Origin of the sequence: Paracoccus indicus, assembly GCF_003056335.1 — a bacterium.
Taxonomy (GTDB): Bacteria; Pseudomonadota; Alphaproteobacteria; order Rhodobacterales; family Rhodobacteraceae; genus Paracoccus; species Paracoccus indicus.
The window spans coordinates 227,196-239,798 of sequence record NZ_PYWA01000001.1 but is presented as its reverse complement, the minus strand read 5'-3'; the positions used below and the strand labels follow the sequence as shown (position 1 = coordinate 239,798).

The 12,603-nt window shown below is 65.4% G+C and carries 12 protein-coding genes; 8 read left to right on the top strand and 4 right to left on the bottom strand.

Annotated elements, in window-relative coordinates:
* Nucleotides 1-13 precede the first annotated feature (13 nt).
* Genes DDE75_RS01255 through DDE75_RS01245 form a run of 3 tightly spaced genes read left to right on the top strand, consistent with a single transcriptional unit; the run spans nucleotide 14 to nucleotide 3,510 of the window.
* Nucleotides 14-892: a sulfotransferase family protein gene (locus tag DDE75_RS01255; protein WP_245894575.1), complete on the top strand. Its 879-nt coding sequence runs from the start codon at nucleotides 14-16 to the stop codon at nucleotides 890-892.
* 60 nt (nucleotides 893-952) lie between these two features.
* Nucleotides 953-2,608 carry an energy-dependent translational throttle protein EttA gene (gene ettA / locus DDE75_RS01250; RefSeq protein ID WP_108500569.1) on the top strand — a complete coding sequence of 552 codons (1,656 nt, stop codon included), beginning with the start codon at nucleotides 953-955 and terminating at the stop codon, nucleotides 2,606-2,608.
* On the top strand, nucleotides 2,608-3,510 hold the full coding sequence (locus DDE75_RS01245) for a GIY-YIG nuclease family protein (RefSeq protein WP_162798865.1): 903 nt from the start codon (nucleotides 2,608-2,610) through the stop codon (nucleotides 3,508-3,510). The genes ettA and DDE75_RS01245 overlap by 1 nt, the downstream gene beginning before the upstream one ends.
* A gap of 65 nt (nucleotides 3,511-3,575) precedes the next feature.
* Here DDE75_RS01245 and DDE75_RS01240 read toward each other — a convergent pair whose 3' ends face one another.
* Nucleotides 3,576-4,163 (bottom strand): outer membrane protein, encoded by a 588-nt coding sequence (locus DDE75_RS01240; RefSeq protein WP_108500567.1) that lies wholly within the window; start codon nucleotides 4,161-4,163, stop codon nucleotides 3,576-3,578.
* Between the two features lie 441 nt (nucleotides 4,164-4,604).
* Nucleotides 4,605-4,934, bottom strand: a complete 330-nt coding sequence (locus DDE75_RS01235; RefSeq protein ID WP_108500566.1) for an HNH endonuclease family protein — start codon at nucleotides 4,932-4,934, stop codon at nucleotides 4,605-4,607.
* Nucleotides 4,935-4,993: 59 nt separating this feature from the next.
* On the opposite strand from DDE75_RS01235, the gene DDE75_RS01230 reads away from it, so the two are divergent.
* Nucleotides 4,994-5,623: a DsbA family protein gene (locus tag DDE75_RS01230; RefSeq protein WP_108500565.1), complete on the top strand. Its 630-nt coding sequence runs from the start codon at nucleotides 4,994-4,996 to the stop codon at nucleotides 5,621-5,623.
* Here the strand turns inward: DDE75_RS01230 and zapE are convergent.
* Nucleotides 5,620-6,723 (bottom strand): cell division protein ZapE, encoded by a 1,104-nt coding sequence (gene zapE / locus DDE75_RS01225; RefSeq protein WP_108500564.1) that lies wholly within the window; start codon nucleotides 6,721-6,723, stop codon nucleotides 5,620-5,622. The genes DDE75_RS01230 and zapE overlap by 4 nt on opposite strands.
* 128 nt (nucleotides 6,724-6,851) lie before the next feature.
* Between zapE and DDE75_RS01220 the strand changes: the two genes are divergently transcribed.
* A complete protein-coding gene (locus DDE75_RS01220; RefSeq protein ID WP_108500563.1) occupies nucleotides 6,852-7,478 on the top strand; it encodes a 5'-methylthioadenosine/S-adenosylhomocysteine nucleosidase in 627 nt (208 codons plus the stop codon).
* A gap of 72 nt (nucleotides 7,479-7,550) precedes the next feature.
* Nucleotides 7,551-9,347: an ABC transporter transmembrane domain-containing protein gene (locus DDE75_RS01215; RefSeq protein ID WP_108500562.1), complete on the top strand. Its 1,797-nt coding sequence runs from the start codon at nucleotides 7,551-7,553 to the stop codon at nucleotides 9,345-9,347.
* A gap of 6 nt (nucleotides 9,348-9,353) precedes the next feature.
* On the opposite strand, the gene DDE75_RS01210 is transcribed toward DDE75_RS01215, so the two are convergent.
* Nucleotides 9,354-9,860, bottom strand: coding sequence for a CAP domain-containing protein (locus DDE75_RS01210; RefSeq protein ID WP_108500874.1), 507 nt, complete (start codon nucleotides 9,858-9,860; stop codon nucleotides 9,354-9,356).
* 171 nt (nucleotides 9,861-10,031) lie between these two features.
* Here DDE75_RS01210 and lysM point away from each other — a divergent pair, with 171 nt between their 5' ends.
* Both lysM and DDE75_RS01200 read left to right on the top strand, forming a co-directional pair.
* Complete coding sequence (gene lysM, locus DDE75_RS01205) at nucleotides 10,032-10,547, top strand: peptidoglycan-binding protein LysM (RefSeq protein ID WP_108500561.1); 516 nt, start codon at nucleotides 10,032-10,034, stop codon at nucleotides 10,545-10,547.
* Between the two features lie 166 nt (nucleotides 10,548-10,713).
* Entirely contained in the window at nucleotides 10,714-12,597 is a 1,884-nt protein-coding gene (locus DDE75_RS01200) for an acyl-CoA synthetase (protein WP_108500873.1), read from the top strand.
* Nucleotides 12,598-12,603 lie beyond the last annotated feature (6 nt).

Genomic DNA, 12,603 nt, shown 5'->3' with positions numbered 1-12,603 from the left:
AGGAAGGACCGGCATGACGCAGACGATGATGACCATCAGCCCCGCCTTCGACCCCGAAGGTGCGCCCCGCAAGCCCGGCGCGCTGTGCATCGGCGCGCAAAAGGCAGGGACCAGCTGGCTGGCGCAGATGCTGGGGCAGCACCCTCAGATCTGGATACCGCCCTTCAAGGAGGTGCAGTATTTCAACTTCCTGCATGTCCCGGATCACCAGCGCTGGATCCGCTGGCATTACCGCAACAAGCCCCAGGAAATCCGCGACCGCCACAAGACGCGCGGCGTCGCCATGCCGGATGCGCTTGAGGATTACCTGACGGCGATCACCGGCGGCAAGATGTTCCACAACCAGTGGTACAAGCGCGTCTTCGCGCCAGCCCCCGCCCATGCGACGCCCATGGATTTCACCCCCGAATATTCGACCCTACCGCCCGAGGGCGTCGCCGCCGTGGCGCAATTCCTGCCCAAGGCGCGCGTGGTCTATCTGGTGCGCGATCCGGTGGACCGCCTTGTGTCGCAGCTGCGCATGAACCTGCGGCGCGAAGGCCGCGAACCGGCAGACGTCGCGCAATGGCTGGCGGAACTGGACAACCCGGCGCTTTACGACCGGGGCGATTACGCGGCCTATATCCCTCGTTGGCGGGCGCATTACCCCGACATGCTGATCCTGCCCTTCGGCCGCATCACCGCCAAGCCCCATGTCGTGCTGGATCAGGTCGAGGAGCACCTGGGCATCGGACCCATGCTGTACGAGAACGCGGGCAACAAGGTCTTCGCCAACCCCGGCGGCCTCTTGCCCCCGCCCGAACTGCTGGCCGAACTGCGCGGGCGGCTGGCACCGCAATACGACTTCCTGCGTCAGACGATGGGCAAGGCCTTCATGGCCGAGCTACGCTGACCTTTCACCGCCCGCCCCTTTGCCGTATGGGAGGGGCAAAGCTTTTTCAGGAGAATTCCCATGGCGGCCTATCAGTTCGTCTATCACATGGACGGTGTGTCCAAAACCTATCCCGGCGGCAAGAAGGTCTTCGAGAACATCCGTCTGAACTTCCTTCCCGGCGTCAAGATCGGCGTCGTCGGCGTCAACGGTGCCGGTAAATCGACCCTGCTGCGCGTGATGGCGGGATGGGACAAGGATTTCACCGGCGAGGCATGGGCCGCCAAGGGCGCGACCGTGGGTTACCTGCCGCAGGAACCGCAGCTGGACGAGAGCCTGGACGTGCGCGGCAACGTCATGCTGGGCGTCGCGGCCAAGCAGGCCAAGCTGGAACGCTATAACGAGCTGGCGATGAACTACTCGGACGAGACTGCCGAGGAGATGGCCGCCCTGCAGGACCAGATCGACGCCGAGAACCTGTGGGATCTGGACAGCCAGATCGACGTCGCGATGGAGGCTCTGCGCTGCCCGCCCGACGATGCGGATGTGACCACCCTGTCCGGCGGTGAAAAGCGCCGCGTCGCGCTGTGCAAGCTGCTGCTTGAGGCGCCCGACATGCTGCTGCTGGACGAACCGACCAACCACCTGGACGCGGAAACCATCGCCTGGTTGCAGAAGCACCTGATCGAATACAAGGGCACGATCCTGACCGTAACCCACGACCGCTATTTCCTGGACGACATCACCAGCTGGATCCTGGAACTGGATCGCGGCCGCGGCATCCCCTACGAGGGGAACTATTCCGCATGGCTGGAGCAGAAGGCCAAGCGGCTTGAACAGGAAGCCCGCGAGGACAAGTCCAAGCAGAAGGTGCTGGAGCGCGAGTTGGAATGGATCCGCGCCGGTGCCAAGGCGCGTCAGGCGAAATCCAAGGCCCGCATCAACGCCTATAACGAACTGGCCGGCCAGTCCGAGCGTGACAAGCTGACCCGCGCCCAGATCATCATCCCCAACGGCGAACGCCTTGGCGGCAAGGTGATCGAGGTCGAGGGCCTGAAGAAGGCCATGGGCGACAAGCTGCTGATCGAGAATCTGGACTTCGCCCTGCCGCCCGGCGGCATCGTCGGCGTCATCGGCCCGAACGGTGCGGGCAAATCCACGCTGTTCCGCATGCTGACCGGCAACGAACAGCCCGACGAAGGCACCATCACCTGGGGCGACACGGTGCATCTGTCCTATGTCGACCAGTCCCGCGACGCACTGGACCCCAATGCCACCGTCTGGGAGGAAATCAGCGGCGGGGCCGAGCAGATCCAGCTGGGCGACGCGCAGATGAACAGCCGCGCCTATGCCAGCGCCTTCAACTTCAAGGGCGGCGACCAGCAGAAGAAGGTCGGCCAGCTGTCGGGCGGTGAACGCAACCGCGTCCACATGGCCAAGCTGCTGAAATCGGGCGGCAACGTGCTGCTGCTGGACGAACCGACCAACGATCTGGATGTGGAAACGCTGCAGGCGCTGGAAGCGGCGCTGGACGATTTCGCCGGCTGCGCGGTCATCATCAGCCACGACCGCTTCTTCCTCGACCGCCTGTGCACGCATATCCTGGCATTCGAGGGCGACGCCCATGTCGAATGGTTCGAGGGCAACTTCGAAGCCTACGAGGAAGACAAGATCCGCCGCCTTGGGCCGGATGCCGTCGAACCCAAGCGCGTGAAACACAAGAAGTTCACGCGCTGATGGGAAAGGGCCGGTCCGTACGGCTGTATCTGGCGGAAGGCTCGGCGACGGGCATCCTGACCGCCGAGATCATCAATTGGACCGGCCACGTGCTCTCGGCTCCTCGGACGCGGCTGGACGCCGCGATCCGGCGAGAGGAGCTGGATCGCACGGGCGTCTATCTCCTCCATGGCGACAGCCACGAGGGGGATCTGCCTTCGGTCTATGTCGGTGAGGGCGACAGCATCGGGTCGAGGCTCAGGTCCCACGCCAGCGATCCCGACAAGGATTTCTGGGACCGTTTCGTCGCCATCACCAGCAAGGACATGAACCTGACCAAGGCGCATGTCCGCTATCTGGAAGGCAAGCTGATCGGATTGCTGCAGGCAGCGCGCAAGTCCAAGGTCGTCAACCGGACCCAGCCTGATTTCGAACGCCTTCCCGAAGCCGATATCGCCGACATGGACAGCTTTCTGGACGAGATCCAGCTGATCTTGCCCGTCATCGGCATCGATGTCCTGCGCAGACCCGCCACCACCACCCCTGTCGAACCCGCCCCTCGGACACAGGCCGTCACCTTCCGCATTGATCATCCGGCGAAGGGGATCGCGGCGCGTGCGACCGAGGTCGATGGCGAATTCGTCGTTCTGTCGGGATCGACGGGCAGTCTGCAGTCCTCGCCATCCTTCGGCGACAAGGCACGGATGTTGCGCGATCAGGCAATGGAAAGCGGGCGCATCGTGCCATCGGGCAGCGGGAACTTCACCCTGCGCGAGGATATCGCGTTTGACAGCCCGTCGGCGGCCGCGGTCTTTCTGTTCGGGACATCGCGGAACGGGCGCACGGACTGGCTGATGTCGGACGGCATGGAGACCTATGCCGCCTTCAAGGCAAGACAATTGGATGCCACAGCCGCGACATGAAAAAAGCCGCCCTTGGGGGCGGCTTTTTCGTCAGGTGATGGCCGCAGGGGCGGCCACCGTCCCGATCAGAAGTGGTAGGACGCGCGGACCTGCACCATGTCGGTGTCCAGGTCCAGACCGTCGACGTCGTCGACATCGTCGAAGTCCTGCTTGGTGTACTCGGCGCCGACGGTGAACATTTCGGTGACCTTGTAGTCGGCACCGATGCCGTAGGTGACGTCGGTTTCCGACAGGTCGTCATCGCCCGAGATGTGGGCGGCGCCCAGGGTGACGTAGGGCAGGAAGCGCCCCAGGTCGTAACCGGCACGTGCGCGCAGGCGGGTCAGGTCGGCTTCGCCCTGGTCGTCGTCCAGGTCGATCTTGTTGTAGTCAAGTTCGCCACCCAGGACGTACTTGCCGAAATCGTGGTTGTAGCCACCGTGCACACCGTAGGCGTCGAAATCGGTGTCGGCTTCTGCGTCGTCGAACGATGCGGTTGCTTCGCCCTGGCCGTACTGCAGACCGGCGTAGAAGCCGCTCCAGTCCGAAGCGTCCATGGTCACGACGGGTGCGACTTCGACGGGTGCCGCATCAACGACGGGGGCGGTATAGCCGCCTGCGCTGGCTGCACCGGCTGCGATCAGGGAGGCGACGGCTGCGGTAACGAATTTCATGATAGTCTCCAAACTCTCGTTGTGAGGCTGATCTAGTCCTGCCATCCGGCGGATTGAAGATCGCTTTCAAGGCCCCTGCGAATGGGCGTGTCGCAGGGGCAACCACGGCGATGTGATGGATCCGTGATCGGCAAATGCCTTTACGTCAGCCGGTCGATGTGTCGCGCACCATGCCCGCGTGGCGAACCTGTCATGCCACTGCGGGCGAATGCATCAGATATCAGTGGAAAACGACCTGATCCCGCTGGTTAAGGCTTGGGGCAACAGACCCTTTGCTGCGGACCCGTGCAGGCTCACAACGTTGGGAATGTGGGTGATATCAGGGACAAAAGCGGACTGACGGCTTTGTCGGACACGGGAAAACCTGCCGCAATCCGATGCCGTGTCACTTGCACTTTGCGCAAGATGAGCGGCGGCGACCGGGGGGGCGGAGTCGCGGCGCTAGCGAACCTTGCCGGTAAAGCCCGGCGGGCGCTTGGCGACCCAATCCAAAAAGCGCGCCATGTCGGGATGGGCGCGCAAGGCCTCGGGGGTGTTCAGGTTCCGGGCCAGTTCGGTTTCGCGGAACGTCTTGTGGATGGTCTTGTGGCAGATGTGGTGCAGCAGCACCGTTTCCCCGCCCTTGCCGCCGCGCAGCTTGGGGATCAGGTGATGGCGGCTTTGCGGGACATCGGGGGGAATGGGGCGGCCGCACAGCGGGCAGATGGGGTCGGGGTCCTGCAGGTCTGACGTCAACGTGACGTCTTGGGGGGCAGGGCGTTGTTTACGCATGCGACAACCTTCGGTTAGCTGGTCCCCATGTGATCCCGCCCCTTGCGAAAGGACAACCCATGCTGACCCGTCGTTTCATTCTGGCCAGTGCTGGTGCCACCGCCGCGCTTGGTGCGCTGCCCGCATCCGCCGCCGAGCGTGACAACCCCATGCCCGAGGATCTGCGCAAATCGCTGGAGCGCGATCCGACCGCGCCCGTCCTTGGCAATGGTGGGGGCAACATCACCCTGTCCGAGTTCTTCGACTATAACTGCCAGTATTGCCGAAAGATGCTGCCCCTGATGTCGCAGCTGGTGCGCGAGGATCCGCAGCTGCGGCTGGTCTATCGCGAATGGCCGGTCTTCGGCGCGGATTCGGAATTTGCTGCCAAGGCGTCGCTGGCATCCCTGCAGCAGGGCAAATACTGGCAGTTCCACGCCGCCCTGATGTCCATGAAGGGCCGGGCCGAGGAAGCCAGCGTCATGCGCATCGCCCGCCAGGTCGGCCTGGACGAGGCCCGCCTGCGCGAGGACATGCAAGGCGAAGCCCCCGAGCGCCATGTCACCATGAGCTTCCTTCTGGGCGATCACATGGGCCTGCGCGGCACGCCCAGCTTCATCTGCGGCGATGAGGTCGTCTTCGGCGAGATGGACATCCAGGAACTGCGCGACCTTGTGGCGCGGGGCCGCAAGACCTTGGGCGTGGCCTAGCGCGCGCCCCAGGCCGCGTCCTGCATTTCGCGAAGGCGGCTGGCGGTGCGTTCGAACTCGAAGCTGCCCTCGCCTTCGTTGTACAGCTGTTCGGGTTCGTCGGCGGCGCTGGCGATCAGGCGGACCTTGGCCTCGTAGAGGGCGTCGACCAGCGTGACGAAGCGCTTGGCCTCGTTGTAGTTCGACCCCGAGAGGCGTGGCACGCCGTCGATCAGCAGCACGTCGACCGCCCGCGCCACGGCCAGGTAGTCGGCCGGTCCAAGCGGCTTGCCGCAGAGGTCCCAGAAGCCCGCCCGTGCCACGCGGTCCGCATGGGCAGGCAGTTCGACCTGACGGCCCTTGACCTCGATCCGCAAGGGCGCGGCTTCGGCACCGTCGATCAGATTGGCCCAGATGGCGTCCAGAGCCTCGCGCGCCTGCGCATTGGCCGGCGTGAACCAGACCTGCCCACCGGCGCTGCGGTTCTGGCGATAGTCGGTCTCGCTGTCCAGACAGGTGACCTGCATGCGTTCGCGGATCAGGTCGATGAAGGGCAGGAACAGCTGCCGGTTCAGCCCGTGCTTGTAGAGATCCTCGGGGATGCGGTTCGAGGTGGTGACGACGACCACCCCCTGTTCGAACAGCACCTGGAACAAGCGACCCACGATCATCGCATCGGCGATATCGGTGATCTGCATCTCGTCGAAGCACAGCAGGCGAACCTGCGATGCGACCTGCATGGCGACGGGGCGGACGGTGTCCTGTTCGCCGCGCTTGCGGGCCTGATCCAGCCCGGCCTGGATTTCCTGCATGAACTCGTGGAAATGCACGCGGCGGTTGGGGATGTCGCCCGCGGCCTCGGCCATCAGGTCCATCAGCATGGATTTCCCGCGCCCCACGCCGCCCCAAAGATACAGCCCCTTGACCGAGGCCGCCGCCGGGGCCGCATTGCCCACCCCCAGAAATGCCCGCCAGGTCGAGCGTTTGGGTGCCTGCGCCGGGGCATGCGCCATGTCCTCCAGCACGCGGTCCATCAGGGGCAGCACGGCTTCCTGTGCGGGATCGGGGCGCAGAACGCCCTCGGCCACGCGCTGGCGATAGAGATCGCTGACCTTGCCCATGCTTGTCCCCTTTTTGACGGTCAAAGACCTGCCACAGGGGCGGCTGCGCCCGCAAGGGGCCATCGCGCTTGACCGGATGGCGGGGGGCGGGCAAACCCCCCAAGGGAACCCCTTGCCGCAGGTGATGCATGACCACCCCCGATACGCTTGCCGATCTGCCCGTCCTGTTCGTGATGGCGGCGCGGCCCGAATACGGCCCCGCCCTGCAGGCCCGCATCACACCCCTGATGACCGGCATCGGGCCGGTAGAGGCCGCCGTGCAGCTGACCGCTGCCCTCGCGGGGATGGCCGAAAGGCCGCGGCTGGTCGTGTCCCTGGGCTCGGCGGGATCGGCGCGGCTGGCGCAGACGCAGGTCTATCAGGTGGGATCGGTGGCCTATCGCGACATGGATGCATCCGCCCTGGGGTTCGAGCGGGGCTGCACGCCGCTGCTGGATCTGCCCGCCGTGGTCGATCTGCCACATCGCATCCCAAGCATCCCCGTGGCCAGCCTTGCCACCGGCGCCAGCATCGTCAGCGGCGTGGGCTATCGGGGCATCGCGCAGGACATGGTCGATATGGAGACCTTTGCCATCCTGCGCGTCTGCCAGCATTTCGACCTGCCGCTGATCGGGCTGCGCGGGATCTCGGACGGGGCCGAGGATCTGCGCGGCCTGTCGGATTGGACGCAATACCTTGAGATCATCGACGGCAAGCTGGCCGAGGCCATCGACGCGCTGGAAGACGCGCTGGCCCGCGGCGCGATCAGGGTATGACGAAGCGTCCGCTTGTCCTTTGAGGGCATGCATCCTAGACCGAAACCCCCGCAAGACAGGCAGGAACAGGCAATGAGACGCGGCGCAAGCACCACCGAGGATCGTCCCACCAGCAAGAAGGTCGGGGCGCTTGGCGCATTGTGGCCCTTCGTCCGACCCTATCGCATCCAGGTGGTGCTGGCCCTGCTGGCGCTGGCCTGCACCTCCGGCATCAGCCTGATCCTGCCCCTGGCCGTGCGCCGGGTGGTCGACAACTTCGACGATGGTGCGGGGCTGCTGGACAAGTATTTCGGTGCGGCCCTGCTGATCGTGGGCCTGCTGGCCGTGGGCACGGCGGCGCGCTATTTCTTCGTGACACGGCTTGGCGAACGGGTCGTGGCCGATATCCGCAAGGCCGTCTATGGCCGCGTGATCACCCTGTCGCCCGCCTTCTTCGAACGCGTCATGACAGGCGAGATCCTGTCGCGCATCACCACCGACACCACGCTGATCCAATCGGTCGTGGGATCGTCGCTGTCGATCGCGCTGCGCAACATGCTTATCCTGACGGGGGGGATGGCGCTTCTGGCCTGGACCTCGCTGAAGCTGACGGCGCTGGTCCTGCTGATCGTGCCCGCGATCCTGATCCCGATCATCGTGCTGGGCCGCCGTCTGCGTGCCCTGTCGCGGGCCAATCAGGACTGGATCGCCGTATCGTCCGGCACCGCATCCGAGACGCTGCTGGCCGCCCAGACCGTGCAGGCCTATACGCATGAAGCGCGCAGCATCGCCCGTTTCGACAGCGTCACCGAACAAAGCTTCGACGTCGCCCTGACCCGCATCCGTACCCGCGCCATCATGACCGCCATCGTGATCTTCCTGATCTTCGCGGGCGTCATCGGCGTCCTGTGGATCGGCGCCCGCGACGTGCGCGAGGGGGTGATGACGGCGGGACAGCTGGTGCAGTTCGTGATCTATGCGATTCTCGTCGCCAGCTCGACCGGGGCCCTGTCGGAAATCTGGGGCGAATTGCAGCGGGCCGCCGGTGCGACCGAGCGTCTGGCCGAGCTGCTGTCGGCCGATGACGCTTTGCGCGATCCTGCCCATCCCGTCGAGCTGCCCGCCCCCCTGCGCGGAGAGATCGCGCTGCAGGGCGTCGACTTCCGCTTCCCGACTCGCCCCGATGCGCCTGCGCTGGACGGCATCGACCTGACCATCCGCCCCGGCGAGACCGTGGCGCTGGTCGGTCCGTCAGGCGCCGGCAAGACCACGGTAATCCAGCTGATCCAGCGGTTCTGGGATCCGGTTCAGGGGCGCGTGACACTGGACGGGGTCGATCTGCGCGACATGCGCCGGACCGACTTCCGTGAACAGATGGCGCTGGTGCCGCAGGACCCGGTGATCTTCGCGGCCTCGGCTGCCGACAACATCCGCCTGGGCAGGCCCGAGGCCTCGGACGCGCAGGTGATCGCGGCGGCGAAGGCGGCCCATGCGCATGATTTCATCGCGGCGCTGCCACAGGGCTATGACACGGCCCTTGGTGAGCGCGGCGTGATGCTGTCTGGTGGCCAGCGCCAGCGGGTGGCGATCGCCCGCGCCATACTGCGTGACGCCCCCGTGCTGTTGCTGGACGAGGCGACCAGCGCCTTGGACGCGGAATCCGAATCGCTGGTCCAGACCGCCGTGAACCGCCTGGCCGAGGGGCGCACCACCATCGTCGTTGCCCACCGCCTGGCCACCGTGAAGAAGGCCGACCGCATCGTCGTCATGGACCAGGGCCGCATCGTCGCCCAGGGAACGCATGACGACCTGGTGGCGCAGGGGGGGCTTTACGCCCGCCTTGCGCGGATGCAGTTCACCGATGGCCCCCGGGCCACCGACGCGGCCTGAGGGGCGCTATTTCTCGGCGGCATAGACGGCGGCCCAATACTGGGTGCGCCCATCGGCACTGACCGCGCGCCCGATCCCGAATTCATCAACCTGCGGCAGCAGGATGTTGGCGCGATGCCCCGGCGATTTCTGCCACTCGGACAGCACGCGCCTGGTGTCGAAGGGACCGGCAGCGATGTTTTCGGCGGTGATGCGGGTGTCATAGCCGCGTGCCTTCACACGCTCGGCCGGTCCCGAGGTCGAGCTGCCGCGATGAGTCATCTGGCCGCGTCGCGCCATGTCGCAGGCGTGGTCGGCAGCAACCTGCGCCAGCAGGGTATTGGCCCGCACCTGCGGCAGCCCGGCCGCGCTGCGGGCCCGGTTCGTCGCGGCGGTGCCAGCGGCATTCAGCGCCGCATTCGTCGGCTTGCAGCTGGGCGCACCCGCGACGGGTGTGGTCGAGGGGGGCTGGCTGCAGGCAACCAGCGCCAACAGCGACAAGGGGGCGATCAGACGCATCGGTTTCAGGGTCATCGGGCTTCCTTCGATCATGGCGCGCGGCTTCTGCCCCGTTCGCTATATACAATCAAGGGTTGATAGGTCGCGCCATAGGCGCATTTTTTCCTATCGTTTTGCATCCGGCCGGTGTGAACTGCGTTAAGCCCTTGGGCCGAAAGGCCCTGCAATCAACCAAGAGGTGACAAGATGGCTTTGTGGGAATTCGTGAAGGACGCGGGAAAATCGGTCTTCGGCAAGGCCGAGGCGGCCACGCCCCCTGCACCCAAGGATGAAAAGCCCACCGCACAACCCGCGGATTCGGCCTCGAAGGCTGCCGCGCCCTCGGACACCGATCGCAAGGTTGCCGCGCTCAAGGCGGAACTGCGGGCGCTGGGCATGGACGGCAGCGACGTGCACCTGCGTCTGCGTGGCGACACGGTCATCCTTGAAACCAAGGAAGCCAGCCGCGAACAGATGGAAAAGCTGATCCTGGCCGTCGGCAACATCGAAGGCATCGCCAACGTCGAAGCCGATCTGCCCGAGGCCGAGACCCCGCCCGTCTTCCACACCGTCCAGAAGGGCGAGACGCTGTCGGCCATCGCCAAGGAACATCTGGGCAGCGCCAACAAGTATCACGCGATCTTCGAGGCCAACCGCCCGATGCTGAGCGACCCCGACAAGATCTATCCCGGCCAGGTCCTGCGCATCCCCAAGGACGCCTGATCCAATCCCGACCGGTCCGGGCGACCCCGAACGCCGCGACGTCGCATCGGGTGACGCGGCGTTCTGCCACATCTTTGCATGGCTTGATCTTGCCCGGACCGGTCAATTCGGACCATCCTGCGCGGAAGGGAGGAACCGTGGGACGCGGTTCGTGAAGGAGGAAATGATGGGCAAGTTCAGCAACTACGCGGATCGCGATCGGGTCGAGGCCGAAGGGGATTACGCCTCCCGCGATCTTCCCGTCACGCTTTACGATTTCGTGTCGCGCACGGCGTCGCGTTTCCCGGACCGTTCGGCGATCTCGTTCCAGCTGCTGTCAGGCCCGCGCGATCCGGCGACCACGCTGTCGTGGAAGAAGCTGCTGGAGCGTGTGACCGAAACCGCCAACCTGTTCCGCAGCCTGGGCGTGGGCCCCGACGACACCGTCGCCTATCTGCTGCCCAACAGCATCGAGACGCCCATCGTGCTGTTGGCCGGTGCGACGGCGGGCATCGTCAATCCGATCAACCCGCTGCTGGACGCAGGTCAGATCGCGGGCATCCTGCGCGAAACCAACGCCAAGGTGCTGGTCACGCTGAAACCCTTTCCAAAGACCGATGTCGCCCAGAAGGCCGCCGAGGCCGTGGCCCAGGCCCCGAATGTCACCCATATCGTCCAGGTCGACCTGAACCGGCACCTGCGCGGCGTGAAGCGGTTCATCGTGCCGTTGATCCGGCCCAAGGTGAAGACGCGCCACCACGCCAAGGTCGTCGACTTCGAGGCGGCCGCCAGCGGCCAGAACCATCGTCGGCTGGATTTCGATCTGCCGCCGCAGGACCGCGTCGCCGCCTATTTCCACACAGGCGGCACGACCGGCACGCCCAAGGTGGCGCAGCACAAGTATTCCGGCATGATCTACAACGGCTGGCTGGGCGGCGAGCTGCTGTTCGACGAGACCGACGTGCTGATGTGCCCTCTGCCGATGTTCCACGTCTTTGCCGCCTATCCGGTGCTGATGGCCTGCATCGCGTCCGGTGCGCATCTGGTCATGCCGACGCCCGCGGGCTATCGCGGCGACGGCGTCTTCGACAATTTCTGGAAGCTGATCGAGCGCTGGCAGGCGACCTTCCTGATCACCGTTCCCACCGCCATCGCGGCCCTGATGCAGCGTCCGGTCAATGCCGACGTCAGCTCGCTCAAGACGGCGATTTCCGGATCGGCGCCCCTGCCGATCGAGCTGTACAACCGTTTCAAGGCCGCCACCGGGGTCGAGATCGCCGAGGGTTACGGCCTGACCGAGGCGACCTGCCTTGTCAGCTGCAACCCGGTCGACGGGCTGAAGAAGGTCGGATCGGTCGGGATCCCCTTGCCCTACAGCGACGTGCGCATCCTGCATCACGATGAACAGCACAATGCCACCGATTGCGGCATCGACACAGTGGGTGAGATCTGCGTGTCGAACCCCGGCGTCTTCCCCGGCTCGACCTATACCGAGGCCGACAAGAACCATCGCCTGTTCTCGCGCGATCGCTATCTGCGGACGGGCGATCTGGGACGGATCGATGCGGATGGCTATCTGTGGATCACCGGGCGGGCCAAGGATCTGATCATCCGCGGCGGTCACAACATCGACCCCGCCGAGATCGAGGAAGGCCTGCTGTCCCATCCCGCCGTGGCCTTCGTCGGCGCCATCGGTCAGCCCGACAGCTTCGCGGGTGAGATCCCCTGCGCCTATGTCGAGCTGGTTGCGGATGCACAGGTCACCGTCGACGAGCTGTGCGAGCATGCCAAGGCCCATATCCACGAACGTGCGGCCATCCCCAAGCATATCGAGATCCTGTCCGAGCTGCCCAAGACCGCCGTCGGCAAGATCTTCAAGCCCGACCTGCGCCGCCTTGCCATCAAGCGTGTCTACGACAATGCGCTGAAGGGCACGGGCAGCCATGTCGTCGAGGTGCGCGAGGACAAGAAACGCGGGCTGGTTGCCATGCTGTCGCGCGACGGTCAGGTCGATGAGGAGAAGGTCAAGGCGACCCTGGGCCAGTTCACCTGCGCATGGGATTGGGCCTGAGGGGGC